Raw genomic sequence first — 26659 nt, forward strand, 5'->3', positions numbered from 1 at the left:
CGCCATGTCCCTCCCCCTGCGAACCCTGCCCCTCCCACGCCGCTCGGCGCTGTCCCTGGCCGCCCGTGCAGCGTTGCTGCCCACCCTGTTGATCGCCATCGCCGCGCACGCCAACGATGCACCCGATGGCGCCCGCCAGTTGCCCACAGTGAACGTGCGCGCCGACAAGACCACGCCTACCGATGCCTACGCCGGTGGCCAAGTGGCCCGCGGCAGCCGCGTCGGCCTGCTCGGCGAGCTCGACTTCATGGACACGCCGTTCAACACCACCCGCTACACCGCCGACTTCATCGACAACATCCAGGCGCCGGACCTGGTGCGGGTCATCGCACTGACCGACCCCAGCGTCTACAACAGTGGCTCCAGCGGTGGCATCACCGACTACTTCAACATCCGCGGTTTCGGTGTCGCCTCGTCGGATATCGGCTTTGGTGGCCTGTACGGGCTGATCCCCTACTACCGCGTCACTCCCGAACTGGCCGAGAGCATCGAGGTGCTGAAGGGCCCGTCCGCGCTGCTCAACGGCATGCCGCCCGGTGGCTCGGTGGGCGGTGCGGTGAACGTGGTGCCCAAGCGTGCCGGCGACACGCCGCTGACCCGCTTCACCGCCAGCTACGGCAGCGACGCGCAGTGGGGCGGTCACCTGGATGTCGGCCGCCGCTTCGGCGCGGACAAGCAGTTCGGCGTGCGCCTCAATGCCGTGCACCGCGACGGCGACACCGCCACCGACCACCAGCAGCACAAGACGCAGCTCGCATCGCTCGGCCTGGACTGGCGTGGTGAGCGCTCGCAGGTGTCGCTGGACCTGTTCAGCAGCCGCGACCATGTGGATGGCCTCAACCGTGGCGTCTCGCTGGCGCCCGGCCTGGCCGTGCCCCGCCCGCCGAAAGCCAGCACCCTGTTTGCACCGGACTGGACCTTCAGCACCGTCAAGGACCAGGCCGCCGCACTGCGCTGGTCGTTCGACATCAATGACTACCTGCAGGCGCATGCCAGCTACGGCCACGGCCATACCGATTTCGACTCCATCGCCAGTGCCACCACGCTGATCACCAACACCGCCGGCGACTTCCGCAACAACTTCGCCCACCAACGCTTCATCTACAGCAAGGACACCGTCGAAGCCGGATTGTCGGCGCGTTTCCGCACCGGCGCGGTCGATCACGCGCTGGCCATCAGTGCAGCCTGGTACCAGCACGACCAGAAGTTCGGCTTCAAGCGCAACCTGCTGGCCCGCGATTGGGTAACCAATATCTACAACCCGCAGTGGGGCCCTGCCATCGACCGCAGCTTCAGTGATGCGTCGCTGCCGAAGACCGCGGAAGTGCGCACCACCAGCTTCGGCATCGCCGATACGCTGTCCTTCATCGATGATCGTGTGCAGCTGACCCTGGGCATCCGTCACCAGACCGTGCTCAGCGATACCTTCGATGGCGGCACAGGCAAGCGCACCGCACGCTACGACGCCAGCGCCAACACCCCGGCCGGTGCACTGCTGTTCAAGGCCAGCGACCGCCTGTCACTGTATGCCAATTACATCGAAGGCCTGAGCCAGGGCAGCACCGCCCCGGCAACCGCCGCCAACGCGGGCGACGTGTTCCCGCCGTTCAAGACCCGCCAGCGCGAGGCCGGTGCCAAGTTCGACTTCGGCCGCTTGGCCAGCGCATTGAGCGTGTACGAGATCGAAAAGCCCAGCTCCTATACCGACCCGACCACCAATGTGTTCTCGTTCGGCGGCCAGCAACGTAACCGGGGCGTGGAATGGACCGTGTTCGGCCAGGCCACCGAACAGCTGCGCCTGCTCGGTGGCATCGGCTGGCTGCAGCCGAAGCTGACCCGTACCCAGGGCGGCATCAACGAAGGCCGGTTGGCGACGGCCACACCGCAATGGCAGGGCAAGCTGGGCGTGGAATGGGATGTGCCGACCGTGGCCGGCCTCACCCTCACCGGCAATGCGGTCAGCCTGTCCAAGGGCTACATCACTGCTGACAACAGCCAGTGGGTGGCGGGCCGCACCGTGTTCGATCTCGGTGCCCGCTATGCGACGCAAGCGGCCGGCCATCCGCTGGTGCTGCGCGCCACCGTGCAGAACGTGACCAACAAAGCGTACTGGGCGGGCAGCCTCGGCTCCGGGCTGGGCACGCCGCGCACCGCCCTGCTGTCGGCCACCGTCGATTTCTGATGCCTGATGCACGGGCGCTACGCCATCGCGCGTGGCGCCCCGGAGAACTGATGTGAGCGTTTCCCGTACCACCGCCGTGCTGGCCTGGCTGCCGCTGGTCTCACGCATCCTCGCCGCGCTGTTCGGCGGCTATGTGCTGGCCGCGCTGTGCAGCATCGCCGCACTGGCGCTGCCCATCGATGGCCGCCAGGCCGTGTTCACCGGCATGCTGGCCAGCTTCCTGCTGTACGCCGGCGCCGTGGTCTGGGTGTTCGCGGTGCGTTCGGCCTGGCGCGCATGGCTGGGCCTGCTCATCGCCGCGTTGCCCCTGTGGTTGATCGCACAGACGGTCGGCAACGGAGGTGGTGCATGAGCAAGGTCGATCGCACTCCGAAGCCACGCGGCATCCGCCAGACCATGTCCGACCTGCATATCTGGGTGGGGCTGCTGGCCGGATGGATCCTGTACGCGATGTTCCTCACCGGCACCGCCAGCTACTTCCGCGACGAGCTCTCGCGCTACACCCGCCCGGAAATCGCCACACCGTCCGTGTTGCCGGACGCCGCTGTGGTTGCGCAGCGTACCGTCACGGCGATCATGGCCGACACGCCTGCGGCCAGCCAGATCAACCTCAGCCTGCCGAGCACGCGCATGCCGTGGGTGTCGGCGATGTGGGCCAGCCCGGGCGGGCGTGGCCGGCATGGCTTCGACTCGGGCCTGTTCGACGCCAGCACCGGTGCACCGCTGCAGGCACGTGACACCGGCGGCGGCGACTTCTTCTATGCCTTCCACTTCAACCTGCACTACATGCCGGCGATGTGGGGCCGCTGGATCGTCGGCCTGTGCGCGATGTTCATGCTGGTCGCCATCGTCAGCGGCGTAATCACCCACAAGAAGATCTTCGCCGACTTCTTCACTTTCCGCTGGGGCAAGGGCCAGCGCTCTTGGCTGGATGGACACGCGGCGCTGTCGGTACTCGGCCTGCCGTTCCACTTCATGATCACCTGGAGCGGCCTGGTGATGCTGGCGGTGCTGTACATGCCGTGGGGCCTGGCAAAACTGCCGGACAAGCGCCAGCAGGCCGAAGTGGTCAGCGAGATGCGCCTGTTCCTGCCACCGCAGAAGGCCGCGGGCCAGCCTGCCCCGCTCACCGATGTCGGCGCACTGGTGCAACAGGCCGAGCAGCGCTGGGGAACCGGATCGGTGGGCAGCGTGCAGGTGCAGAACCCCGGCGACCAGAACGCACGCGTGGCCGTGGTGCGTGCGCAGTCCAGCCGTGTTTCGACAACACCGAACTATCTGCTGTTCGACGGCAGCGGCGGGCAGTTGCTGCAGGTCAAGGAGCACTCGGGCGTCGCCGCCGATACCCAGGGCGTGCTGTATGGCCTGCACCTGGGCCGCTTCGCCGATGCCGCCCTGCGCTGGCTGTACTTCATCGTCAGCCTGGCCGGCACTGCCATGGTCGGCACTGGGTTGGTGCTGTGGACGGTGAAGCGCCGTGCGCAGCTGCCCGATCCGCAGCGACCCTACTTCGGCTTCCGTCTGGTCGAGCGGCTCAACATCGCCACCGTCGCCGGCCTGTCGGTGGCGATGACCGCCTACCTGTGGGCTAACCGCCTGCTACCGACTGCCATGGACGGGCGCGCAGCGTGGGAGGTGCATGTGTTCTTCCTGGTCTGGGCGGGCATGTTCGTGCATGCCACGCTGCGTACACCCAAGCGAGCGTGGATCGAACAGTTCCTGCTGGCGGCGTTGCTGCTGGCACTGCTGCCGGTGCTGACCGCTATGACCACACCGCATCCGCTGTGGCGCACGCTGGCCGCAGGCGATTGGGCGTTTGCCGGGACCGACCTGACCCTGCTGACATTGGCCGCCCTGCACACGCTGCTGGCCTGGCGCACCTGGCGGCATGCACCGAAGGTGAAGCGCACACGGCCGTCTGCAGCCTCACGCAATGCGGTTTCCGAGGCCAGCGCATGATCCACGTCATTCTGTTTGCGTTGTCGCTGGCCGCGTTCGCCTGCCTGGCACTGGCGATGGAGCGCCATCAGCGGGACGTATTGCGGCGTGTGTTGAGCGCGCAGGCGACCGAGAAGCTGCGCGCGGTCGGCTGGGCGCTGCTGGTGTTCAGTGCGGTGTTCGCCATGCGCGGGCTGGGGGTGGGTTCTGGTCTGGCCGCGTTGTCCGGGCACACCAGCGTGGCCGCAGGTGTGGTGGTGGTGGCGATGGTGGCGCAAGGGCGGCGGGATCGGTAGCTGCCCACCTTTGTGGGCACCGGTGAAAGCGGCGCCAACCAAGGTTGGCGACTACCGGGCCTGCGCGGCGCTGCTTTGGTAGCTGCCCACCTTGGTGGGCACCGATGGAAGCCAGCGCCAACCAAGGTTGGCGACTACCTGGACCTACAGGCACCCATGCGCCGCTCGGCTCTACAGAAAAGAGGCCATGCGCTGCAGTTCGTCTTCAAGCGCGCCACGAAACACCTTGTCGCGGGCCAGTGACTTGCCGGCGTAGCCCACGCTGGACGCCAGTTCACCGTCGCGCACACTGAGATTGGCCCAGCCCACCACCTGGTCGTGCCACAGCATCGGCAACGCGTAGTAGCCGTATTGGCGCTTCGGCGCCGGCGTATACGCCTCGAACTTGTAGACCCAGTCCCACAGCAGCTCGAAGCGACGGCGGTCCCACACCACCGGGTCGAACGGGGCCAGCAGGCGTACCTGGTCGTCCGGCGCATGCCGGCGCGAGCGCGGATTCTCGTCGGCAGGCCAGTACCAGGTGGTGCCGTCCAGCGTGCAGCTGGCCAGCTGTTGCTTGGCCAGCTTCAACGCCTGCCGGGTCTGCTCGGCCAGATGTGGTGCGCCGTAGCCCAGCAGGCGTACCAGGTAGGTCAGGCTGGCCGATGGCAGCGGCGCGTACTTGCGCACCACCAGGTCGATCAAGGCGGCCGCGCGTTCAATCTGCGCCTGCGCGCTGGCATCGGCTTCTACGTGGTCGGCCACGGCGTAGATGCGGGTGCCGCTGTCGCGCCGCTCCACGCGCAGCAGGCCACGGTAATGCATGCCATCCAGCAGGTGCGTGCTGGCATTGCTGGTGCCGCCCCAGTAGTTGGTCACTCGCCCATGCGCGAACGCTTGGTCAACCTCGCGTGGATGCACGCTGCCGCGCTCGCGAACAAAGGCCAGCACATCCGCCGCACGGCGCTGGGTCTCGGCATCCCACGCACGCTTGGAAACGCGCGGGTGCATCAACGCCAGATGTTCGCGTGGCAGGAAGCCGTAGTTCACCAGGCAATCCTCTTCCACCGGCAGGCGCGCATAACGCCGCTCCAGATCACCGGCGCGGTAGTCCTTCACCCGGTGGCGCAGGGTCAGGTCCTGCGCGCGTGCCGGCGCGCGGATCGGGTCGGCCTGCACGAAGCCCAGCCGACGGATCGCGGTCAGCAGCGAGGTGGGTTTGAACAGCGTGCGCGCCACCGCGTGGCGGCGCAGATCATCGAGGGTGGGCGTGGCAGGCATGGCCGCATTGTAGATCCACGCCATGCATGGATGGGGCCGTGGCGAACCGTGCAACGACATCCACGCATGGCGTGGATCTACCGAAGCTCCAACACCTCCAGCGAACCGATCACCAGCGCACGCATGCCCTGCTTGAACTCGGTGATCACTTCCTCGTCCTGCACGCGGCGGCCGGTCAACACTTCGGTCTCGTCATCCACCAGCCCGTAGACCGTATCCGCACCGGCAATGCAGTAGAACGCGACCGTGGCCAGCAGCCAGCGTGCCTTGTCCAGCGGCAGGTCGAACACCTCGGCCACATGCGCCTGGTGCGACGCGATCTTCTCCAGCATCGGCGTGGTCGCCACCGAACGGCGCAGCAGGTACGGCGGCAATCCCGGGTGCGCTTTCACCACCTCGCACAGTGATTCCACGAACCCCAGCAGATAAGCCTGCAGCCCACCCGGCGCATCGGCCGAGGCGCGCGGAATCTGCCAGCGCTGGAACACCGTATCGGCCACCAGCCGTTTCAAGGCCTCCAGATTGGCCACGCGCTTGTAGAGCGCGGCCTGGGTCACCGCCAGCTCGGCGGCCACATTGGCCATGGTCAGGTTCGGCAGGCCCAGCTTGATGCCGATGTCGGCCAGCCGATCGGGGGTGATGGTGGGCGGGCGGCCACGGGCCGGCGCCGGGATCTCAGGGTGCATGCTCATACCGTAGCGAGGGTGCCAGCAAAGGGACCCTCTTGTCCGCTTCATATAATTTAGTTTAACTTACTCAACTAATTTGGAATGCGTGTGGTTCGCAACCCCGCCGCCGTCCGCAATCGAGCCCGTGGCTCACTTCCCGCCAGGTCCCCACCCAGCCGACAACCCTGCGCTGCGCCCTCCCCCGTGCTTGCCGATGGCAGCGCGCCAGGCGCGTTCGCACCTGCGATTCACAGGAATCTGGCATGACCGTGTACCACCTTCCCTCCCCGCTGCAGCGCGCAGCTGCTGATCCGACTCGCCCGGTGATGCTCCCGCCGGGCATGGCCCGGCGCTACCAGAGCACCCCCAATGCGCGTAGCGGCCAGACGCAGGCGCTGGGCATCCGGGTGTCGGCCCTGGCACTGGGCCTGCTGGCCTCATTCGCCGCGCTGGCCGAGTCGACGCCGTCCACCCTGCCCTCGGTGCAGGTGCAGGAACAGCGCCGGGTGACCGGCGACTATGTCGGCGGACAGGTGGCCTCCGGTGGGCGGGTCGGCCTGCTCGGCGACAAGGATTTCATGGACACGCCGTTCAGTACCGTCAGCTACACCGAAGCCTTCATCCGCGACCGCCAAGCCAAGGACCTCACCGACGTCATCGCCGCCACCGACCCCACGGTGTTCAGCAACGGCGTCACCGGTTCATGGAGCGAAAACTACGCGATCCGTGGCTTTGCCTCCAACACCAGCGACACCACCTTCAACGGCCTCAGCGGCATGGCGCCGTACTACCGCACCTCGCCGGAAATGTTCGAGCGCATCGAGGTATTGAAGGGCCCGTCCGCCCTGCTCAACGGCATGCCGCCGGGCGGCTCGGTTGGTGGCAGCGTCAACCTGGTACCCAAGCGTGCCGGTGAGCAGCCGTTGCTGCGGATCAGCGCCAACTTCGCTTCCGACGCGCAGTTCGGCACCCACGTCGATGTGGGCCGCCGGCTGGGTGCCGACAAGCAGTTCGGCATCCGCTTCAACGGTGCCTACCGTGATGGCGACGGTGCAGTGGGCAAGCAGAGCAAGAAGGTGCAGTTGGGTTCGCTGGCGCTGGACTGGCGCAGCGAACGTGCGCGACTGTCGGCCGATCTGTACAGCGCCGACGACCGCGTCGATGGCCCGGCCCGTGGTGTCGGCCTGGCACCGGGCGTGGCAATTCCGCGGCCGCCGCGTGGCGACACGCTGATCAACCCGGATTGGGCCTACGTGGACAGCCAGGACAAGGGCGCGATGCTGCGTGGCGAGCTGGACATCAACGAACACCTGATGGCCTACCTGGCCTACGGCACCAGCAAGACCGACTACCGCTACAACGGTTCGATCAGCGCGCAGATCCTCAATCCGGCCGGCGACTTCACTACCGTGATCGGCCAGCTGGCGTTCGACATCAAGAAGCAGTCTGGTGACGCTGGCCTGCGCGGCAGCTTCCGCACCGGCAGCGTCGGCCACCAATGGGCCGCAAACGTGACCCACTACCAGCACACCCAGAACGACTACGGCCGCCGCAGCGTGCCGGGCTGGGACTGGACCACCAACCTATACGACCCGGTGTGGGGCCCGGCCGCGCCGTTCGTGGCACCGCATATCTCGCACACAGAGCTACAGCTGGACAGCATCGGCTTCGCCGACACCTTGTCCTCCGCCAATGACCGCGTGCAACTGACGCTGGGCGTGCGTCGCCAGCAGGTGGTCAGCGAGACCTTCAACGTGGCCAGCGGTGCGCGCACCTCGCGCTATGACGAAAGCGCCACCACCCCTGCCGCCGCGTTGCTGGTGAAAGCCACCGATAAGCTTTCGATCTACACCAACTACATCGAAGGCCTCAGCCAGGGCGCCACCGCGCCGATGACCGCCGCCAACGCCGGCGATGTGTTCGCACCGTTCCGCACCAAGCAGAAGGAGCTGGGCCTGAAGCTGGACCTGGGCAGCTTCGCACACACCTTCAGCGTGTACGAGATCAAGCGCCCGAGCAGCTACACCGACCCGGTCACGAATATCTTCTCGTTCGGTGGCGAACAGCGGAACCGTGGCGTGGAATGGGGCTTCTTCGGCTCACCGCTGGACGGCATGCGCCTGCTGGGTGGCGTGGCCTACGTGCAGCCGAAGCTGACCCGCACGGCCGGTGGCGTGAATGAAGGCCGCATCGCTACCGCCGTTGCACAGCGCCAGGCGAAGCTGGGCGTTGAATGGGATGTGCCCGCGCTGGAGGGTTTGACCCTGACCGGCAATGCCACCGCGATGTCGAAGCAGTACATCAGCGCAGACAACCGGCTGTCGGTGCCGGGGCGCACGTTGTTTGATGTGGGTGCGCGCTACAGCACCACCGTAGCGGGTCGACCGCTTGCGCTGAGAGCCAGCGTGAACAACGTGACCAACAAGGCGTACTGGGGTATGCCGTTGCTTTCCAGCCTGGCGCTGGGTGCACCGAGGACGGTGCTGTTGTCGGCCACGATGGATTTCTGACGGTTCACGATGACTCCATGACAGTCTGGCCCGGCGAACGCCGGGCCAGCTGCTGGAACCCGGCGCTTCAACAGGCGCGAACGCCCAGCAACTCGTCCAGCATGAGAAAGCGACTGCGACGGCTGAGCAGACGGTCCAGGAAGATGCCGATCCCCGAGCCGCCCATGCCGTAGTCATTGCAGATCCGGTAGTGCGCCGGTCCAGCGAATGCGACGCCGCCCTCACAGTCGAGTGCGTGCGGCAGGATCGCCTCGGCTTGGTAGTACGCCGCATTGCTGAAGCGCTCGTCCTGCAGCAAGCAGGCCAGATCCAGCAGGTACTCGCCGAACCCGGCATTGCCGCTGTCCTGCCAGATCTTGTTGGTGATCCGCGGGCGCACGGAATGTGCGCAGTCCAGCGCAACATCACGGAACCGCTCGGTGCCTGTGGCGACGTAATGGCGCAGGCATGCCATTCCGACGCCTGCCGAGCCAAAGCGGGTGTGCGGGCTCGCCGGCGCGCCGGCGGCGCCTTCAACATGCGTCGGCCAGACCAGTCTGCCTGCAATGCGAAGACCATGGGCGATATCGAAATCCAACGCCTCGGCCGCGGCCGCCAGGTAACGTCTGTCCCCGGTCACCTTGCCGAGATAGGTCAGGAACAGCGCGATGCCGCTTTGGCCGTCTCCCAGCCCCAGGCCCGTGCGGTCGCCGGCTTTCCAGTAGCGGCCCTGTGGGGCGCGTTGCCCAGCCGCCAGCAGCGTGTCACCGATCCGCGCGGCCACGGCAAGATGGGTCGGATCGCCCAGGCCCTGCCAGGCGTGCAGGTTCAACAGTCCCACTCCGGCTGCACCAAAGTACAGCCCGGGCAGCAGGAGCGCAGATGCATCCTCATTGACCTCATCCAGCAGGCGATGCGCCGCCTCGTGCCGGCCCGCGCAGATCAGCAGCAATGCGACACCACCACGACCGGAATACAGCCCCGAGGGGCAGCGCTGCGGTGTGGCTGCATTCTCGATCCAGTCAAGCACCCCTGGGGCCAGCGTGCCGGTGCGGCGCAGCAGGAAGAACGCAACACCGGTCGCTCCGAACTGGAGCGATACCGGATTGGTCATGAACATCTGCAGCCCTGCAGGCCACAGCCGGTCGGCGCGCGAAAGGTCACAGGTGGATGAAAGGTAGCGCTCGTAGCCTTCAAGCACAGCCGCAATCCGCCTTTCGGTCTGCGCGGCGGCCGGCGGTGCCGCGAGCAGCGCTGACCGTGTCGGGAACATCAACACGCCTGACTGCGGAGAGGGTGCCGTACGCAGGTGCCGCAGTGCACGGCCAATGTCCCAGCGCTGGCCGGGATCCTGATGCGTCAGTCCTACCACGATATCGTGCAGATCCATCGGCAGACCCAGATCGCCCAGCACCTGCTTGAATTTGTGCTCCAGCAGCGCGTCACGGGACAGATCCAGTCCGGACGCACAGAAGGTGATCATGTCGAAGATCAGCGCACCCAATGCATGGTGATCTTCCTGCACGGTCGGCCGCTGCGCCTGCAGCTGCTCCTGCGACGCGTAGCCGGGTGTCCAGCCCTTGGCCCAGTGAGAGTCGTGGCCGATCTCGTGTGCGAACTCCAGATCGATGAACTTCACCTCGCCGGCAGCGGTGAACATGACGTTGCTGCGGGTCAGGTCACGCAGCACCACGCCATGCTCGTGCACCACCTGCAACGCCTCGGCGATCTGGCTGATTCTGCGGCGGATACGCTCGAATCCGTCGCAGGCACGTTGTTCGTCCTCCGCGAAGTAGAACGCCATCGCACTGTCCCACAGCGAGATCGCATCCAGTTGTTCCTGCACCAGGAACCAGTTGTTCCATTCCTTGAACAGTTCCACGAACACCGGCACCAGGCCGGTTGCCGACAGCTTCTGCAGAATTCTGGCCTCGCGCTTGATGCCATTGACCATGCCATTGACCAGCTCGGCGCCATCCGCATCCGAGAAGCCGCGCACCTCCCGGATGACCACCTTCTGCCCGGTCGTGGTATCGCGCCCACGATAGATGCCACCGGTGCCGTTGAATTTCAGTACACCATGGACCTGGTAGCGGCCATTGAGAACGATGGGGCCTGCCGGCGTCGGCGCTGCGGCAGCGGCAACGCATGGATCGTCGACCCCGGGCGGCAGCCGGAAACCGGCACCACGTACATCCTCGTGCCAGGTACCGTCGGCCAGCAGGTAGCCCTGCTGCAGGCTGCCGTAGGGATCGGGCCGCGAAACACCCGCGTGGGCCCCGTACCGGTAGTAGACGACAGTGCTGTCACGGTATGCGCGATCGGTAAGGACATGAGGCCCGGAAAGACCTTGCGTCACCTGGTACAGGCGCTCGAGAAGTTCCTGGAACTGTTGCCGGTCCCGCGGATAGATCGTGATGAACTTTCCAGCCTGGAAACGCGACCATCCCTTTCCGAGCGAGAGTCCAAGCATGAAGGGATCCGAACAGAACTTGAAGGAAACACCGGCTTCAACGACGACCGGTGTCATCACGGCCAACGTCTGTTCGGCATTCTCCGGAATGCAGGAAAGATGGATCTTCCACCCATGCGGAAGGGCAACATCCTGCGGGGGTCGGCAGAAGGTCCAGAACCCCCGCGGTTGCACTCCCCATCCAGACGGCAGGCAGCTGCGGACAACCGCCCCGTACTCGTCGCTGGGTGCGTAACGATCCGGGGACTCGAAATGCACACTGTCAACCAGCGTGTACAGGCGCGCGGTCACGTCACTCACTGCCAACCTCCTTGTCCAACGGTTACATACACTCCGTACGCGTGGTCCGCAGTCAAACTGCACCGCCCACCCGGGTGGACGGTGCAGAAACTCCTGCGCCGCGAAACCCTGCCTCCAACGCGACAGCCCGTGCCCCGTGGCAGTCAGGATCGGCCGGCTCCCAGTGGCTTACGCCTTGTCGGAGCCTTCATCGATGCCCAGTCCCGAGCTGTACCAGGACAGGCAGACCACACACTCAGCTTCAGCTTCCAGCGACTCGATTTCCAGCGACTGCAGGGCAAGTACGTTGTTCATTCTTCACTTCCTTATTTTGTTGGGAGATGAACACTGCTGAACACGGCGTCATAATCGATCCTCATTAACGCCGCTTGAAACTTATAAGCGCCCCTCCAATTGCTGTCAAACGCGAACGCAGCAATCACATGCGCTCATTCCTGCTAACGATGGCCCGTCCAGCTGCTTCAACTGAACATCCACGCGAACACCGCCAGCACCGCCAGATGCCCCACGTAGTACCCGTAGAACGCCCACCGCCAGCGCGGCAGTTGCCAGGTCACCCGCGCCGCCAGCAGCACTACCGGAATGGCCAGCAGTGCCCAGCCGTTGTAGTTGGCCCAGCACACCGCTGCAAGCCCAACCAGCAACAGCCACCACGCCCGGTGCCGGAACGCGATCCAGGCCAGCAGCACGCTGCCAACCCCGGCCCACTGGTAATCCACGAACATCGGCAACACGCCGGCGGCCAGCAACAGCTGCACCGGCCGATTGTTCGCCAGCGCATGCACGGCCACTGCCGCAAAAGCAAAGGTGAGCAGGATGTTGAGCGGCAACCAGGAACCGAACGCCAGTGCATGCAATGGCTGCGCAATCAGCCCCCATAGTGTTAACCGGCGTATCGACTTGCGCAGGTCGGCCCCCGGCTGGGCCAGGTTGCAGGCCATCACAATTGCGAACAGCGGAAAGGCGATGCGCCCCAGTTCACTGACCACCAGCACATAGCCGCCGAACAGCACCTTGGCCCCATGGTCGCCGGTCATGGCCAGCAGCGCGATCCACTTCAGCAGCTCGCGCGCGCCGCTGCTGAGGACAGGGTCGAAGGTGAACATCCGTGTCGGGGTCGCTTGCATCATCGAAGCTTATGCGCATCGGCAAGCGCATTTCCATCACCGGGCAGGCAACCAACGCTGCCGGGTGCCACGGGCGGGGGTATGCTGGCCGCCCCTGCTTGTGAGACACGCCCCATGCGCACCCTGTATCCCGCCATCGAGCCCTACCGCGAGTTCACCCTGCCAGTGAGCGATCTGCACACCCTGCACATCGAGGAATGCGGCACGCCCGACGGGATTCCGGTGGTATACCTGCATGGCGGACCGGGTGCGGGCATTTCGCCCACCCATCGCCGCTTCTTCGACCCGGCACGCTACCGCATCGTGCTGATCGACCAGCGCGGCAGCGGACGCTCCACACCGTTCGGCGAGCTGCGCGACAACACCACGCAGGATCTGGTGGCCGACATCGAGAAGGTGCGCGAGCACCTCGGCATCGAGCGTTGGCTGGTCTATGGCGGTTCCTGGGGCTCGACCCTGTCGCTGGCCTACGCGCAGGCACATCCCGAGCGTGCCACCGGCCTGATCGTGCGTGGCGTGTTCCTTGGCCGCGAGATGGAGAACCGCTGGTTCGCGGAAACCAACGGCGGTGCACGCTGGATCTTCCCGGAGCGTTGGGATCGCTATGAGGCCTATATTCCTGAAGCCGAGCGTGGCGACATGATTGCGGCCTACTGGACGCGCATGGACAGCGCCGATGAGGCCACCCGCATCGCAGCCGCGCAGGCCTGGCTGGGCTGGGAAGACAACGCCGCCACCCTGCAGCACGACGTGGATGCTGTTTCCACGGATGACCCGCTGGACACTCTGGCCAAGGCCCGCATCGAAGCGCACTACTTCCGCAACGGCATCTTCCTGGAACCGAACCAGCTGTTGCGCGATATAGATCGCATCCGGCATCTGCCCGGCGTGATCGTGCAGGGCCGCTACGACATCATCTGCCCGCCGCGCAGTGCCTGGGACCTGGCCAAGGCCTGGCCGGAAGCCAGGCTGGAGATGGTGACCTCGGGACATAGCGCGAACGAGCCGGCGACGGTCGATGCACTGGTGCGCGCGACGGATGCGTTTGCTGACAGGTTCTAAGACACGGGGTAGTGCCGGCCGCTGGCCGGCATCCCACTGTTCGAGGGCAGAGTCGACTGTCGGTCGACTACTCTAGGCGGGAAACCGAAAACCCCGCGCTACGCGCGATAGTCGACCAGCAGTCGACTCTACCGAGCCACCACCGAACAACCGGCTCTGCGCCTTCGATCACGGCAGCCCGGTGAATGGCAGCCCACTGCGGCTTCCTGGCCGGGTACTTTCTTCGCAGCTCCCTTACAGCCCCCCGCCGAAGATCCGGCCGTGGCCACCACATCGGTGGGCCGCCCCCTCCTCAGGAGCATGCCATGACAGGTTTCCGCTACCTTCCCACTCTCCTCATCCTCTCGGCAGGCCTGCTGCTGGGCGCTTGTTCCAAAACCCAGGAAGCCAGCAAGGCCACCGCCGCCGAGGACGTGACCGAAGTGAAGCTCATCCCTGCCTATGAATCGCTGGACAAGGACAAGGATGGCATCGTCACCTTGGCCGAAGTGGATGCGGTGGCACCAGACTGGGCTGAACGACTGCACGCCTGCGATACCGATCGCAACAAGACGTTGAGCCGCGGCGAGTACGACGTGTGCAAGCAGACCAGCACCTCGCATTGATTCCTTGATGCGCCGCCGATTGGCGCGATGCTTGCCCGGCTATACCAAGGTATAGCCGGGCTAACCCACGAGCCTCTAGGACTACCCCATTCAGGGGCGGACAATAGCGCCACTGGCCAGGGCAACCCTGGCTGGCTCCCTCCCCTCATGGAGACGCAGATGGACCCCGACCCTGCCGGGCGCACCGCGCCCCGTATGCCCGCCTGTTGCCTGTTCCTGGCGCCTGCCCGCTGGTCCCTGCCTGCCTGAGTGACGGGGGATCGCCAGGCGCCGCCTGCCTGGAGATCACCCCCATGTCCTACAAGATCCTCTACATCACCCTGCGCCGCCTGATCGGCGAGCGCGATGTTGCCGCCCTGCGCAGCCACCTGCTGCAGCACGGCCCCGTGGTTTTCGCCCGTTCGCTGTCGCTCGGTTCGCCGCGCGTGGTCGCCGACGCACTGTCGCTGCTGCCGATCAGCGAACGCATCAACGTGCTGCGCCATCTGCCCTACCCCCTTCGCGATGCGATGAAGCCGCTGTGCATCGGCGGCAGCCAGCGCCTGCACATGCAGCCGTGGTCGCCGGCGGTGCTGGCGATGCGCCACGCCTGAACCGTTGCATCCGTTCCGTTCGTGTTCCGGCCGCGGCCGGCTCTGACATTCAAGGAGTTCCCATGAGCCTGCTCAACGCCTGGTTCAATGCCTTCCTGCGCAGCCGTCGCGCAGGCAACCTGTTCGGCCGTCGCGCCATGCCCGAAGCCGGCTTCGGCCCGGGCAGTGCCGAGGCCGCACCGTTCGCGCTTACCACCGGCCTGGTCACCCTGTCGCAGCTGGACGAGCCGCGCCTGCTGGCTGCGCTCGACTCGCACGTCGATGGCCTCAGCCCGCACGAGGCCGAGGAGCGGCTGGTCACGCTCGGCCCCAACGAGGTCGATCACGAAAAGCCGCTGCCGTGGTGGCGCCATCTGTGGCAGTGCTACCGCAACCCGTTCAACCTGCTGCTGACCGTGCTGGCGGCGGTGTCCTGGCTGACCGAGGACATCAAGGCCACTGTGGTGATTGGTGCGATGGTGCTGCTGTCCACGCTGATCCGCTTCGTGCAGGAAGGCCGTTCCAACCGTGCCGCCGAGCGGCTGAAGGCACTGGTCGGCAATACCGCACGCGTGCTGCGTCGCAATCCGGGCACCGAGGCGGCCGATGTGGCCGACCAGTACTTCGGTGCGCACCTGCACAGCCGTCGCCCGGCGCGGTTGCTGGACCTGCCGATCCGTGAGCTGGTGCCCGGTGATCACATCGTGCTGTCCGCCGGCGACATGATTCCAGCCGACTGCCGCGTGCTGACCGCCAAGGATCTGTTCGTGGCGCAGGCAGCGATGACCGGCGAGTCGCTGCCGGTGGAGAAGTTCGCGCACCCGGGCGATGGCCTGGCCGGTCTGCTGGAGCAGCACAACCTGCTGTTCATGGGCACCAATGTGGTGTCCGGCACCGCCACCGCCGTGGTGCTGGCCACCGGCAACCGTACCTACTTCGGCACCCTGGCCCAGCGCAGCACCGCCACCGACCGCGCGCCGACCGCGTTCCAGGCCGGCGTCAACAGCGTCAGCTGGCTGCTGATCCGCTTCGCGCTGGTGATGGTGCCGTTCGTGCTGCTGATCAACGGCTGGACCAAGGGCGACTGGACCGAGGCGTTCCTGTTCGCGCTGTCGGTGGCGGTGGGCCTGACCCCGGAAATGCTGCCGATGATCGTCACCTCCACCCTGGCCAAGGGTGCGGTGCTGCTGTCGCGGCGCAAGGTGATCGTCAAGCGCTTGGATGCGATCCAGAACTTCGGCGCGATGGAAGTGCTGTGCACCGACAAGACCGGCACCCTCACCCAGGACAAGATCGCGCTGGAACGGCAAACCGACGTGTTCGGCCACGATTCGGAGGATGTGCTGAAGTTTGCCTATCTCAACAGCCATTTCCAGACCGGGCTGATCAACCTGCTCGACCGTGCGGTGCTGGAGCACGTGGAGCTGCAGAGCTCGCTGCGGCTGTCGCAGGACTACCACAAGGTGGATGAGATTCCGTTCGACTTCGAGCGCCGCCGCATGTCGGTGGTGGTGTCCGAACGCGAGGACCACCATGAGCTGATCTGCAAGGGTGCGGTGGAGGAAATGCTGGCGGTGTGCAGCACGGTGCGTGAGAACGGCGAGGACAAGCCGTTGGATGAGCAGCGGCTGGCGCGCGTGCGGCAGACCACCGAGGAACTGAACGAACAGGGCCTGCGCGTGGTAGCGGTGGCGATGAAGGAGACCGCCGCCAGCCAGACCGTGTATTCGCAGGCCGACGAATGCGGGCTGACCCTGGTCGGCTACGTGGCCTTCCTCGATCCGCCCAAGGAATCAGCCGCACAGGCATTGCAGGCGCTGGCCGCGCATGGCGTGGAAGTGAAGGTGTTCACCGGTGACAACGAACTGGTGACCGCCCGCGTCTGCGCGCAGGTCGGGCTGGAGGCAGACACCATTCTGACCGGTCCGCAGATCGAGCGCATGGATGACGGCGCGCTGTCGCGGGCATTGCACCACCACCGCGTGTTTGCTCGCCTGACCCCGCTGCACAAGGAGCGCCTTGTGCGCGAGCTGCGTGCGCAGGGCAAGGTGGTCGGTTTCCTCGGCGACGGCATCAACGATGCGCCGGCACTGCGTGCTGCGGACATCGGCATCAGCGTGGACAGTGCGGTGGACATCGCCAAGGAGGCGGCCGACATCATCCTGCTGGAAAAGAACCTGATGGTGCTGGAGGAAGGTGTCATCCAGGGCCGGCGCACGTTCAACAACATGCTGAAGTACATCCGCATGACTGCCAGCTCCAACTTCGGCAACGTGTTCTCGGTGCTGGTGGCCTCGGCCTTCCTGCCGTTCCTGCCGATGCTGCCACTGCAGCTGCTGGTACAGAACCTGCTGTACGACATCTCGCAGATCGCCATTCCGTTCGACAACGTGGACGAGGAGCTGGTGCGCAAGCCGCTGAAGTGGAACCCGGCAGACATTGGCCGCTTCATGGTGTTCTTCGGGCCGATCAGCTCGATCTTCGACCTGAGCTGCTTCGCGCTGATGTGGTACGTGTTCGATGCGCGCACACCGGCCGACCAGGGCCTGTTCCAGTCCGGCTGGTTCGTGGTCGGCCTGCTGACCCAGACGCTCATCGTGCACATGATCCGTACGCCGAAGGTGCCGTTCCTGCAGAGCATCGCCGCACCGCCGCTGCTGGTGATGACCGGCCTGATCATGGCCATAGGCGTGGCCCTGCCGATGAGCCCGCTGGCTGGCTACTTCAAGCTGCAGGCCCTGCCGACCGGCTACTGGCCGTTCCTGGTGGCGATCCTGTTCGGCTACGCGGTGCTGACCACTGTGCTGAAGAAGATCTACATCCGTCGTTACGGCTGGCAGTAAGCGCTCGCCGCCTGGTCCAGGGAGAAGCAGAATGGACATCAATCCGAACCTGCCGGCGTTCAACGCCGGCGCGACCCTGAGCTCGCTGATCAGCCTCTCGGTGGCCTTCGTGCTTGGCACCGTCATCGGCCTGGAGCGGCAGCTGCGCCAACGCACCGCCGGCCTGCGCACCAATACCCTGGTGGCGGTGGGTGCTGCCGTCTTCGTCGACCTCGCCGTGCGTTTCCACGACCTGTACGGCGGCCCGCCGTCGCCACTGCACGTGGTGGCCTATGTGATCTCCGGTGTGGGCTTCCTCGGCGCCGGCGCGATCATGAAGGACGGCGCGCAGGTGTCTGGCCTCAATACCGCCGCCACCCTGTGGGGCTCGGCGGCAGTGGGTGCCTGCGCGGGTATCAAGCTGCTGCCGGAGGCGGTACTGGCGGCCGTGTTCGTGCTGGCCGCCAACACCCTGCTGCGGCCGGTGGTGAACCGCATCCAGCGGCAGCCGTTGCCGGAGGCGTTCAGCGAGGCGACCTATGCGATCAACGTGGTCTGCCAGCGTGAGCAGCAGGCCGAGGTGCTGGACCAGCTGTTGCTGCTGCTGGAGCAGGCGCACTACCCGGTGCGCGCGGTGGACCAGCGCCCTTTCGGCGAGCGCGACGTGGAGATCGAGGCGGTGCTGTATGCCACCACGGTGGACGCCGGTGAACTGGATGCGGTACTGGCCACGCTGGCGACCACCCCCGGCGTGCTGCAGGGATTCTGGAACGCCAGCCTGGAAGAATAGGTAGCGCGGGGCCATGCCCCGCGAGCGCGCAGCGCGGAGCCGGACGCATTCCGCCGGGCATGGCCCGGCGCTACCGGAACCCAGGGCCACCTTTGCTATTCTTCCACCCCACGCTTGGGAGCTTCCTCGATGCCATCGCTGTCGCCCCGCCGCCCTCTGGTGCTGCTGGCCCTGATCGTCGTGATGGCGGCGATCTTCCTGGTCGATACCGTCACCGACTACGCCGTGGCGGCCGCCTGCTTCTACGCAGCGGTCATCCTCGCCGCATCGCGCGTACTGGCCGCGCGCGGGCTGATTAGCCTGGCCATCGCCTGCATCGCACTCACCGCCCTGAGCTTCTTCCTCACCCGCTTCGGCACCTACCGCATCGGCCTGGTCAATTCGGTGATCGGCATGCTGGTGATCGGCATCACCACCTACCTTGCGTTGAAGATGGAAGCGGCCAAGGCTGCGGTGCAGGAAGCACAGGGCCGGTTGCTGCGGGTGGCGCGCGCATCAACCGTGGGCGAGCTGACCACATCAATCGCCCATGAAGTGAACCAGCCGCTGGCGGCGATCGCCAGCAGCGCCGAAGCCTGCCAGCGCTGGCTGGCACAGGACCCACCGAACGTGGACAAGGCACGGCAGACCGTGGCCCGCATCCTGGCCGATGCGCATCGCGCTGGTGACGTGATCGCCCGCATCCGCGGCCTGACCCAGGGTGCGGCACCGGAACGACGCGCCTTCGACCTGAACCAGGCGGTGGAGGAAATGCTGGCGCTGTCGCGCAGCGAGCTGGACCAGCACGGCGTGACCGTGGCCCTGCTGCTCGATGCCGACCTGCCGCTGGTGCAGGCCGATCGCGTGCAGGTGCAGCAGGTGATCGGCAACCTGATCCTCAATGCGGTGGACGCGATGGAAGCAGTGCCGGCTGCCGACCGCCGCCTGTCCCTGTTGACCCAACGCGACGGACAGCGGATCAGCCTCAGCGTGCGCGACCGCGGTGTCGGCCTGCCAATCGACCATCCTGAGCGCGTGTTCGATGCGTTCTGGACCACCAAGTCACACGGGTTGGGGCTGGGATTGAGCCTGAGCCGTTCCATGATCGAAGCCAATGAGGGCAGGATCCGAGCCGAGCGCCCCAGCGGCGGAGGTGCCTGCTTTGTGTTTGACCTGCCCGTTGCCACGGAACTCCCCCATGCGTAAGCCCGCTGCACCCGCCGCCGATCCAGCGCCCATCGTCTACGTGATCGACGACGATCCGTCGGTGCGCGCCGCGCTGGAAGACCTGCTGGCCTCGATGGGCCTGCAGGTACGGGCCTTCGCCTCCACCCAGGCATTCCTCGAGCACGAACTGGAAGATGCACCGGCCTGCCTGGTGCTGGATGTGCGCATGCCCGGCCAGAGTGGGCTGGAGTTCCATCGCACGATGGGCAGCCACGGCCTGCAGCTGCCGGTGGTGTTCATCACCGGCCACGGCGACATCGCGATGGGCGTCAACGCGATCAAGGACGGTGCCATCGAGTTCCTGACCAAGCCGTTTCGTGACCAGGAACTGCTGGATGCGATCCACAAGGGGATCGACATCGACCGCCAGCGCCGTCGTGACGGCGAGGCGCTGGACGCCCTGCAGCAGCGCTGGAACACCCTCAATGCCGGCGAGCGCGAGGTGGTCGATGGTGTGGTGCGCGGCCGCCTCAACAAGCAGATCGCCGGCGATCTCGATGTCAGCGAGATCACGGTGAAGGTGCGCCGCGCGCAGGTGATGCGCAAGATGGGCGCGCGTACGCTGGTTGACCTGGTGCGCATGTACGACCGCTTGCAGGCGGGCACCCCATGAGCGTGCACGTCGCGCTGCTGCGTGCGGTGAATGTGGGAGGTACCGGCAAGCTGCCAATGGTCGAACTGGTGGCGATGTGCGAGGACGCAGGCTTCACCGACGTCCGCACCTATATCGCCAGCGGCAACGTGGTGTTCCGCAGCGGACTTGACGAAGCCGGCGTGCGGAAAGCCCTTGGCCAACGGCTACAGGCCTATGCAGGAAAACCGGTGGGTGTGCTGGTGCGCTCGGCAGCCGAGATCGCGGCGGTTGCCGCCGGCAATCCGTTCCCGCACGCCGCCGGCAATCGCGTGGTCGCGCTGTTCGTGGATGAGGCACTGCCCACTGATCCCTTGACCGGGGTGACCGGCCTGCGCGATGAGCAGCTGGTGCTGGGTACCCGCGAGATCTTCGTCCACTATGGCGACGGCATGGCCGACTCACGCCTGCGGATTCCCTATGCCCAGCAAGGCACCGCCCGCAACCTCAACACGGTGGGCAAGCTTGCAGCAATGGCCGCCGCGCTTGGCCAGGCCACCTCAGACAGTAGAGGGCGGCGGTAGAGTCGACTGTCAGTCGACTATCGCGCGCAGCGCGGGATTCTCCGCAACCTTGTGGAAGAGCAGTCGACTAACAGTCGACTCTACCCGGCACGTGCTGGATACCGGACAAGATCACGCTCGTTGCAGGCGGTGCTTCAACCGCGTATCCATCAGCCCCACCGCCAGCAGCACCGCACTGGTCAGCCAGCCAGCGGCCAGCAGATGGGTCTGCGGCAATACGAAACCCATCACGCCCAGTGCCACCGCACCGATCAGATGCGAGTACGGTGCGCGACCGTACACCACGCGCTTGTACAGCGCGCTGCCCAGCAGGTAGATCAACGGGCCGGCCACCAGCACGGCCGCATACACCGACGTCACCGCGGCATGCGGGTGGTCCATGACCAGGTCATTGCCCACCGCCGTAGCGATGATCCCGGCGATCAGCAGCGCGTGCACATAATGGAAGTTGGCCCCCATCCGCCCGGGGTCTTCAGCATGGCTGATGGCCTCGGTGGCGTCGCGGCTGGAGATGCCGAAGTACAGCCACCACATGGCGATCGTGCCGGCGAAGGTGGCAAGCACCGCCGACACCACCGCCCCGCTCCACTGCTCGACTTCGCTGAGCACACCGCCGGTCGCCAGCAGCGTCTCGCCCAGTGCGACGATGACGAACAGCTGGCAGCGCTCGGCCAGATGCCCGCCCTCGATGGTCCACTCGCGGGTGTGCGAACGGCCCAGCCCCGGGAACGCGAAGCCGAACATCGGCGAGACGTACTCGCAGGCCACCGCCACCGCCCACAGCGCCAGCCGCGTATTGCCCTCGGCTGCCGCGCCTGCCAGCCAGAAGCAGGCCGATACGCTCACCCAGGCCAGCATGCGGCGGAAGTTCGGCGCCAGCGGATGCGTGCGACCGACCTCCAGCAACACGAAGGCGGTGCGCCCGACCTGCATGGTGGCGTAGGCCCCGGCAAACACCCAGGCGCGATCGGCGAAGGCCTCGGGAATGGACGACGACATCAGCAAAGCCAACAGCATGGTGGCAAACAGCAGGCCACGGATGCGCGGTGCCTCCGGATCGAACCAGTTGCTGACCCAGCAGGCGTACTGCCAGCCCAGCCACACCGCAAACCACAGCACCAGGGTCTGCAGCACGCCGGCCAAGTCCAGATGGTGCAACAGGTGGTGGCTGAGCTGGGTGACCGCGAACACGTAGACCAGGTCGAAGAACAGTTCTTCGTAGGTCACGCGGGCGTGGTGGCCGTCGCGCTGGCGCAGGGCCGGCAATCGCAGTCGTGTACTCATGGCCTTCCTTCAGCGCGCCAGGCGCCAGTAGAGCAGACCGGCCAGCAGGGCCGGCACCGCGAACACCAGCAGCAGGATCGGCAGTTCTTCACGAACCCCGTAGCCGGCCTTGCTGACGCCCACCCACAGGTTGGCCACCGTCACCAACAGCCAGGTGGCAATGAACGCGATCAGGGCCGTGGGCAGCTGTGAGGTGCCTACGCTCCACAGCCGTCCGAACAACAGGAACACTCCCAACAGCACAATGCCGCCCACCATCACCAGAAGCACATGCATGGTCCACCTCCTTGAGCCTGCAGGCAGGCTAGCCGTGGGCGATTCTGCGCTCCAGCCGATGATCGTGGATTCACTTTCCAGACGCGGCGAACAATCGCCCTGACGATCGCGGCATGGCAAACGAGAACAGTTCCCATTAGTATTGCGTCATTGCGCAGGGATGACCTCCCGGCACCCGCCTCTCACCCTTGCTGCCCGTCCGGATGTCCCAGCCGACACTTCCCCGCCCACCTGCGCTGCCGCTGGTGACCTCGCTGGTGCGCCACTACGAGGAACTGGTGGACTACCTGCATCGCCGGTTCCGCTCGCCCGGGCTGGCCCGCGAAGTGGTGCACGATGTCTGTGTGCGCCTGCTGGAACGCCCGGCCGCGCATGACGCCCGCCAACCGATCGCGCTGCTGCGCAGGATCGCCCACGATGCGGCGGTCGACCGCTGCCGCGCCGAGGATCTGCGCCGGCACTGGGTGGAGCCCCGCGCCGAGCTTCCCGAAGGCGCCTGCGAGCGCCCCGGACCTGAGCGCCAGGCGCAGGGCCAGCAGGCGCTGCAGCGGCTGACCACCAGCATCGAGCGCATGCCCTGCCGGCGGCAGCAGGTGTTCATCCTGCACAAGATCCACGAGCTGCCCCAGGCCGAGGTGGCGCAGCGGATGGGCATCGGCCTGAAGGCAGTGGAACGTCATCTGCGCCTGGCCATGGCCGACTGCCGGCTGCACGGTGCGCTGTGGTGAGCCCTGCATCACCCGATCCGGCAACGCCGTCGGCGCCCGCCGAACCGTCCGCCGAGGACACGCTCGATCAGCACCGGGAGGCACTGAAGGAACGCTTCCCGTTGCCAGGCCCGGAGCAGTTGCAGCGGCGGCGCGGCGGATCTGGCGCGAAACGGGTACTGCCGGTGCTGTTGCTGGCGGCCGCCGCGCTGCTGCTGGCCGACCCGGCCTGGCAGGTGCGTGACTACCAGACCGCCGTCGGCGAGCGCCGCGACATCGAGCTGCCGGACGGCAGCCGCGTGCTGCTCGACGCGGGAACCCACCTGCAGGTCCGTCGCCATCTGCGTTCGCGGCAGGTGCTGCTGGCGCAGGGCCATGCGCGCTTCGAGGTGCAGCATTCGGCGTGGCGCCGCTTCCAGGTCGATGCCGGGCCGGTACAGGTACGCAACTACGGCACGGTGTTCGATGTTGACCGCCAGGGCGATCTCAGCGAAGTCACGCTGTGGCGCGGCGAGGTCGGTGTCAGCGTGGATGGCGGCGACACCGAGCAGCGGCTGAAGCCGGGGCAGCGCCTGCTGGCCCAGCCAGGCTCGCTGTCTCCGCCGGAAGCCGTGGATCCGGACCGGGCCGACTGGACCACCGGCCGGCTGCAGTTCGACCGCATGCCACTGAGCGAGGTGCTGCGCATCCTGCAGCGCTATCACGACCGTCCGATCGTGCTGGACGACCCGGCACTGGGTCCGCTGCAGGTGTCGGGCGTGTTCGATGCCGATCGTGCCGAGACGGCGGTCGCCTTGTTGCCGGAGATCCTGCCGGTCCAGGTGCATACCGCCGCCGACGGCAGCCTGCATCTGCGCGCCCGCGATTGATTGCCACGCCGAGGGTGGGTTGCGCGCCGTCCCATCCGGCAAGTGCTTGAACCCTTCCGAAGGACCCCCGCATGACCCGCCCTGTTCCGCCCGCCGCGCTGCGCCGGCTGGCCCCCACCCTGCTCGCAGCCTGCCTGTGTGCGGCGCTGCCCGCCACCGCGCAGACCGCTGCGTCCGCACCCGTCGAACTGCACCTGCCGGCCGGCCCGCTGCAGGCTTCGCTCACGACACTGGCGCGGCAGAGTGGCATCCAGCTGCTGTTCGCGGCCGACAGCGTGAGCGGCCGCAACGCGCCCGCACTCGACGGCCGCTACACCCCGCACGACGCCCTGCAGCGCCTGCTGGCCGGGCAAGGCCTGGCGATGCAGGAGCGCTCGCCGGGGGTGTTCGTGGTGAATGCCGCGCCGGCATCGCCCAAGCCCCGCGCTCCGGCCCGGGCCGCGTCATCGGCAGCGTCCCCGGCCACGACCACTTCGCTGGCCCGCGTCACGGTATCGGCCTCGACCGCGCGCATGCCGCAGGGTGAGACTGCGATGCCCAACACCATCACCGTGCTGACCCGCGAGGACATCGCGCAGCAGCTGGCGCTGGGCTCGGACGTCTCGCGCGTGCTGTCGGCGCAGATCCCGGCGTTTGCCCCGGCGCGCGAGAAGATGTCCAACTACGGCGAAACCATGCGTGGCCGCGGCATCCTGTACATGGTCGACGGCGTGCCGCAGTCGACGCCGCTGCGCGATGGCTCACGTGATTCGCACACCATCGATCCGGCGATGATCGAACGCATCGAGGTCATCCACGGCGCCAACGCACTGCAGGGCATCGGCGGTACCGGTGGCATCGTCAACATCATCACCCGCAGCGCGCCCAGCGAGCCGGGCGCCTTCCTGCTCGATACCAACATCAGCTACAGCTCGGCGCTGCCCAGCCGCCGTGATGACAACGGCCAGCGCGGCTCGGCACTGGTCGGCGTGCGCGGCGAGCAGTTCGATCTGGTGGCCGGCCTGGCCTATGAGAAGCAGGGCCTGTACCACGACGGCGAGGGCCGTTCGATCGGTACCAACGCCCAGGGCGAACTGATGGATTCGACCTCGTCGAACGTGTTCGCCAAGCTGGGCTGGAACATTGCCGAGGGCCACCGCCTGCAGCTGATGGCCAACCGCTACGAGCTGCGCGGGCTGGACAACTACCTGGCGGTGAACGGTGATTACCGCACCGGTCGCCCAACCATTTCGGTGCCCGGCGATACCCCGCTGGAGCCGCCGATGAACCGCTCGCGTTCGTTGACGCTGGACTACAGCGCCGCCGACCTGCTCGGTGGCCGCTTCCAGGCGCAGGCCTTCGCGGTGGACTTCGAAGGCCGTTATGGCGCCAGCCAGTGGGATCCGTGGGGCAACACCGGCGCCAACGCCGCCTGGGACCAGACCCAGAACGAATCGGACAAGCGCGGCTTCAAGCTGACCCAGAGCTGGGCCCGCATCGCCGACACCACGCTGGACGTGACCCTGGGCCTGGACGGCCTGCGCGATCGCACCCACCAGGTGCTGCTGGCCAGCGGCATGAACTGGGTACCGCAGACCACCTATCAAAGCCTGTCGCCGCTGCTGCAGCTGCACTGGTGGCCGACCGACCATCTGATGCTGTCCGGCGGCCTGCGCTACGAAAAGGGCGAGCTGGAAGTAGGCGACTACACCACCCTACCCCGCTACGGCGCACGCAAGGTGGCTGGCGGCAAGCCGACCATGAGCGAGACCCTGCCCAACTTCGGCGCGGTCTGGTACATCAACGATCGCCTCAACGCCTACGCCTCGTATTCGGAAGGCTACACCGTGGCCGACGTCGGCCGCGTGCTGCGTGCGATCAACCGCGACGGCCAGCGCGTGGACAATCTGATTGATCTGTCACCGGTGGTGTCGGACAACCGCGAGATCGGCCTGGAGTACGACGATGGCCGGTTCAGTGGTGACATCGCCTATTACACCTCTGAATCCAAGCTGGGCTCGGTGCTGATCTACGACCCGGGCATCGACGCCTATGCGGTGCAGCGCCAGGCCACCCGCGTGGAAGGCTTCGAAAGCAACCTGCGCCTGCACCTGGGCGACAGCCGGCTGGGCCTGGGTTATGCGCGCGCCAACGGCCGCTACGACGCCAACGTCGACGGCCGCCTCGACAGCGACCTGGCTGGTGTGAACATCGCGCCGAACCGGCTGACCGCGTTCTGGGAGCAGAGCTGGACGCCGCAGCTGAGCACCCGCCTGCAGGCCAGCCACGCCTTCGACCGCGACTTCGACCTGCGTGGCGCGCGGGTGGCAGAGTTCAAGGGCTACACCACGCTGGACCTGGTGGCTCGCTACGTACTGGACAAGCACAGCTTCACCCTGGGCGTGCAGAACCTGGCGAACAAGCAGTACATCAGCTACTACTCGCAGACCACGCCGTCGAACCCGAGCTATTTCTCGGGCCGTGGCCGGGTGCTGACGCTGGGGTGGCAGTACCGGTACTGAACCATAGCGCCCTTATGGGAGCCATGAAATCTATGCGCGACGCGATGAAGGAGGCCCATGCTAGTTTCTGGGCCTCC

The 26659-nt window shown here is 66.5% G+C and carries 23 protein-coding genes; 16 read left to right on the forward strand and 7 right to left on the reverse strand.

The window, feature by feature from the left end:
- Positions 1-4: 4 nt before the first annotated feature.
- From SMAL_RS10820 to SMAL_RS10835, 4 genes are read left to right on the forward strand one after another with little or no spacing between them, the layout of a single operon-like run.
- Positions 5-2182 (forward strand): TonB-dependent receptor, encoded by a 2178-nt coding sequence (locus tag SMAL_RS10820; protein WP_012511172.1) that lies wholly within the window; start codon positions 5-7, stop codon positions 2180-2182.
- 52 nt (positions 2183-2234) lie between these two features.
- Entirely contained in the window at positions 2235-2534 is a 300-nt protein-coding gene (locus SMAL_RS10825; protein ID WP_012511173.1) for a DUF3649 domain-containing protein, read from the forward strand.
- Positions 2531-4141, forward strand: coding sequence for a PepSY-associated TM helix domain-containing protein (locus SMAL_RS10830; protein ID WP_012511174.1), 1611 nt, complete (start codon positions 2531-2533; stop codon positions 4139-4141). The genes SMAL_RS10825 and SMAL_RS10830 overlap by 4 nt, the downstream gene beginning before the upstream one ends.
- Complete coding sequence (locus tag SMAL_RS10835) at positions 4138-4416, forward strand: DUF3325 family protein (RefSeq protein ID WP_012511175.1); 279 nt, start codon at positions 4138-4140, stop codon at positions 4414-4416. Before SMAL_RS10830 ends, SMAL_RS10835 begins: the two co-directional genes overlap by 4 nt.
- A 171-nt stretch (positions 4417-4587) precedes the next feature.
- Here the strand turns inward: SMAL_RS10835 and SMAL_RS10840 are convergent, their stop codons facing one another.
- Both SMAL_RS10840 and SMAL_RS10845 read right to left on the reverse strand, forming a co-directional pair.
- The gene (locus tag SMAL_RS10840) at positions 4588-5676 is read right to left on the reverse strand and encodes a DNA glycosylase AlkZ-like family protein (RefSeq protein WP_041864656.1); all 1089 of its coding nucleotides are present in this window, start codon (positions 5674-5676) and stop codon (positions 4588-4590) included.
- Positions 5677-5753: 77 nt separating this feature from the next.
- Positions 5754-6368, reverse strand: coding sequence for a TetR/AcrR family transcriptional regulator (locus SMAL_RS10845; RefSeq protein ID WP_012511177.1), 615 nt, complete (start codon positions 6366-6368; stop codon positions 5754-5756).
- A gap of 239 nt (positions 6369-6607) precedes the next feature.
- Here SMAL_RS10845 and SMAL_RS10850 point away from each other — a divergent pair, with 239 nt between their 5' ends.
- Positions 6608-8854, forward strand: a complete 2247-nt coding sequence (locus SMAL_RS10850) for a TonB-dependent receptor (RefSeq protein WP_041864525.1) — start codon at positions 6608-6610, stop codon at positions 8852-8854.
- A gap of 67 nt (positions 8855-8921) precedes the next feature.
- On the opposite strand, the gene SMAL_RS10855 is transcribed toward SMAL_RS10850, so the two are convergent.
- From SMAL_RS10855 to SMAL_RS10860, 3 genes are all read right to left on the reverse strand, one after another.
- Positions 8922-11606: a class III lanthionine synthetase LanKC N-terminal domain-containing protein gene (locus SMAL_RS10855; protein WP_012511179.1), complete on the reverse strand. Its 2685-nt coding sequence runs from the start codon at positions 11604-11606 to the stop codon at positions 8922-8924.
- A 168-nt stretch (positions 11607-11774) separates the two neighbouring features.
- Positions 11775-11900 (reverse strand): hypothetical protein, encoded by a 126-nt coding sequence (locus SMAL_RS21270; RefSeq protein ID WP_012511180.1) that lies wholly within the window; start codon positions 11898-11900, stop codon positions 11775-11777.
- Between the two features lie 167 nt (positions 11901-12067).
- The gene (locus tag SMAL_RS10860) at positions 12068-12733 is read right to left on the reverse strand and encodes a TraX family protein (RefSeq protein WP_041864657.1); all 666 of its coding nucleotides are present in this window, start codon (positions 12731-12733) and stop codon (positions 12068-12070) included.
- 114 nt (positions 12734-12847) lie between these two features.
- Between SMAL_RS10860 and pip the strand changes: the two genes are divergently transcribed.
- From pip to SMAL_RS10900, 8 genes are all read left to right on the forward strand, one after another.
- Positions 12848-13795 carry a prolyl aminopeptidase gene (pip, locus tag SMAL_RS10865; RefSeq protein WP_012511182.1) on the forward strand — a complete coding sequence of 316 codons (948 nt, stop codon included), beginning with the start codon at positions 12848-12850 and terminating at the stop codon, positions 13793-13795.
- Between the two features lie 305 nt (positions 13796-14100).
- Positions 14101-14400 (forward strand): EF-hand domain-containing protein, encoded by a 300-nt coding sequence (locus tag SMAL_RS10870; RefSeq protein ID WP_012511183.1) that lies wholly within the window; start codon positions 14101-14103, stop codon positions 14398-14400.
- A 293-nt stretch (positions 14401-14693) separates the two neighbouring features.
- Positions 14694-14993, forward strand: a complete 300-nt coding sequence (locus SMAL_RS10875; RefSeq protein WP_006369764.1) for a hypothetical protein — start codon at positions 14694-14696, stop codon at positions 14991-14993.
- Between the two features lie 62 nt (positions 14994-15055).
- The gene (gene mgtA, locus SMAL_RS10880; protein WP_012511184.1) at positions 15056-17815 is read left to right on the forward strand and encodes a magnesium-translocating P-type ATPase; all 2760 of its coding nucleotides are present in this window, start codon (positions 15056-15058) and stop codon (positions 17813-17815) included.
- A 31-nt stretch (positions 17816-17846) separates the two neighbouring features.
- The gene (locus tag SMAL_RS10885) at positions 17847-18584 is read left to right on the forward strand and encodes an MgtC/SapB family protein (protein WP_012511185.1); all 738 of its coding nucleotides are present in this window, start codon (positions 17847-17849) and stop codon (positions 18582-18584) included.
- A 129-nt stretch (positions 18585-18713) separates the two neighbouring features.
- Positions 18714-19769 carry a sensor histidine kinase gene (locus SMAL_RS10890; protein ID WP_012511186.1) on the forward strand — a complete coding sequence of 352 codons (1056 nt, stop codon included), beginning with the start codon at positions 18714-18716 and terminating at the stop codon, positions 19767-19769.
- Complete coding sequence (locus SMAL_RS10895; RefSeq protein ID WP_012511187.1) at positions 19762-20403, forward strand: response regulator transcription factor; 642 nt, start codon at positions 19762-19764, stop codon at positions 20401-20403. Before SMAL_RS10890 ends, SMAL_RS10895 begins: the two co-directional genes overlap by 8 nt.
- On the forward strand, positions 20400-20945 hold the full coding sequence (locus SMAL_RS10900) for a DUF1697 domain-containing protein (RefSeq protein WP_012511188.1): 546 nt from the start codon (positions 20400-20402) through the stop codon (positions 20943-20945). The genes SMAL_RS10895 and SMAL_RS10900 overlap by 4 nt, the downstream gene beginning before the upstream one ends.
- Before the next feature lie 111 nt (positions 20946-21056).
- Here the strand turns inward: SMAL_RS10900 and SMAL_RS10905 are convergent, their stop codons facing one another.
- Both SMAL_RS10905 and SMAL_RS10910 read right to left on the reverse strand, forming a co-directional pair.
- Entirely contained in the window at positions 21057-22229 is a 1173-nt protein-coding gene (locus SMAL_RS10905; RefSeq protein ID WP_012511189.1) for a low temperature requirement protein A, read from the reverse strand.
- Positions 22230-22238: 9 nt separating this feature from the next.
- Positions 22239-22505: a hypothetical protein gene (locus SMAL_RS10910; RefSeq protein ID WP_012511190.1), complete on the reverse strand. Its 267-nt coding sequence runs from the start codon at positions 22503-22505 to the stop codon at positions 22239-22241.
- A gap of 203 nt (positions 22506-22708) precedes the next feature.
- On the opposite strand from SMAL_RS10910, the gene SMAL_RS10915 reads away from it, so the two are divergent.
- From SMAL_RS10915 to SMAL_RS10925, 3 genes are all read left to right on the forward strand, one after another.
- Positions 22709-23233 (forward strand): RNA polymerase sigma factor, encoded by a 525-nt coding sequence (locus SMAL_RS10915; RefSeq protein ID WP_012511191.1) that lies wholly within the window; start codon positions 22709-22711, stop codon positions 23231-23233.
- Complete coding sequence (locus SMAL_RS10920) at positions 23230-24081, forward strand: FecR family protein (RefSeq protein ID WP_012511192.1); 852 nt, start codon at positions 23230-23232, stop codon at positions 24079-24081. The genes SMAL_RS10915 and SMAL_RS10920 overlap by 4 nt, the downstream gene beginning before the upstream one ends.
- A 71-nt stretch (positions 24082-24152) precedes the next feature.
- On the forward strand, positions 24153-26582 hold the full coding sequence (locus SMAL_RS10925; protein WP_012511193.1) for a TonB-dependent receptor: 2430 nt from the start codon (positions 24153-24155) through the stop codon (positions 26580-26582).
- Positions 26583-26659 lie beyond the last annotated feature (77 nt).

Origin of the sequence: Stenotrophomonas maltophilia R551-3 (genome assembly GCF_000020665.1) — a bacterium.
Taxonomy (GTDB): domain Bacteria; phylum Pseudomonadota; class Gammaproteobacteria; order Xanthomonadales; family Xanthomonadaceae; genus Stenotrophomonas; species Stenotrophomonas maltophilia_L.

Coding starts and splice junctions, on each gene's coding strand:
- SMAL_RS10820 (WP_012511172.1), top strand. CDS start 5: ATGTCCCTCCCCCTGCGAACCCTGCCCCTCCCACGCCGCTCGGCGCTG.
- SMAL_RS10830 (WP_012511174.1), top strand. CDS start 2,531: ATGAGCAAGGTCGATCGCACTCCGAAGCCACGCGGCATCCGCCAGACC.
- SMAL_RS10835 (WP_012511175.1), top strand. CDS start 4,138: ATGATCCACGTCATTCTGTTTGCGTTGTCGCTGGCCGCGTTCGCCTGC.
- SMAL_RS10840 (WP_041864656.1), bottom strand. CDS start 5,676: ATGCCTGCCACGCCCACCCTCGATGATCTGCGCCGCCACGCGGTGGCG.
- SMAL_RS10845 (WP_012511177.1), bottom strand. CDS start 6,368: ATGAGCATGCACCCTGAGATCCCGGCGCCGGCCCGTGGCCGCCCGCCC.
- SMAL_RS10850 (WP_041864525.1), top strand. CDS start 6,608: ATGACCGTGTACCACCTTCCCTCCCCGCTGCAGCGCGCAGCTGCTGAT.
- SMAL_RS21270 (WP_012511180.1), bottom strand. CDS start 11,900: ATGAACAACGTACTTGCCCTGCAGTCGCTGGAAATCGAGTCGCTGGAA.
- SMAL_RS10860 (WP_041864657.1), bottom strand. CDS start 12,733: ATGCAAGCGACCCCGACACGGATGTTCACCTTCGACCCTGTCCTCAGC.
- pip (WP_012511182.1), top strand. CDS start 12,848: ATGCGCACCCTGTATCCCGCCATCGAGCCCTACCGCGAGTTCACCCTG.
- SMAL_RS10870 (WP_012511183.1), top strand. CDS start 14,101: ATGACAGGTTTCCGCTACCTTCCCACTCTCCTCATCCTCTCGGCAGGC.
- SMAL_RS10875 (WP_006369764.1), top strand. CDS start 14,694: ATGTCCTACAAGATCCTCTACATCACCCTGCGCCGCCTGATCGGCGAG.
- mgtA (WP_012511184.1), top strand. CDS start 15,056: ATGAGCCTGCTCAACGCCTGGTTCAATGCCTTCCTGCGCAGCCGTCGC.
- SMAL_RS10885 (WP_012511185.1), top strand. CDS start 17,847: ATGGACATCAATCCGAACCTGCCGGCGTTCAACGCCGGCGCGACCCTG.
- SMAL_RS10890 (WP_012511186.1), top strand. CDS start 18,714: ATGCCATCGCTGTCGCCCCGCCGCCCTCTGGTGCTGCTGGCCCTGATC.
- SMAL_RS10895 (WP_012511187.1), top strand. CDS start 19,762: ATGCGTAAGCCCGCTGCACCCGCCGCCGATCCAGCGCCCATCGTCTAC.
- SMAL_RS10900 (WP_012511188.1), top strand. CDS start 20,400: ATGAGCGTGCACGTCGCGCTGCTGCGTGCGGTGAATGTGGGAGGTACC.
- SMAL_RS10905 (WP_012511189.1), bottom strand. CDS start 22,229: ATGAGTACACGACTGCGATTGCCGGCCCTGCGCCAGCGCGACGGCCAC.
- SMAL_RS10910 (WP_012511190.1), bottom strand. CDS start 22,505: ATGCATGTGCTTCTGGTGATGGTGGGCGGCATTGTGCTGTTGGGAGTG.
- SMAL_RS10915 (WP_012511191.1), top strand. CDS start 22,709: ATGTCCCAGCCGACACTTCCCCGCCCACCTGCGCTGCCGCTGGTGACC.
- SMAL_RS10925 (WP_012511193.1), top strand. CDS start 24,153: ATGACCCGCCCTGTTCCGCCCGCCGCGCTGCGCCGGCTGGCCCCCACC.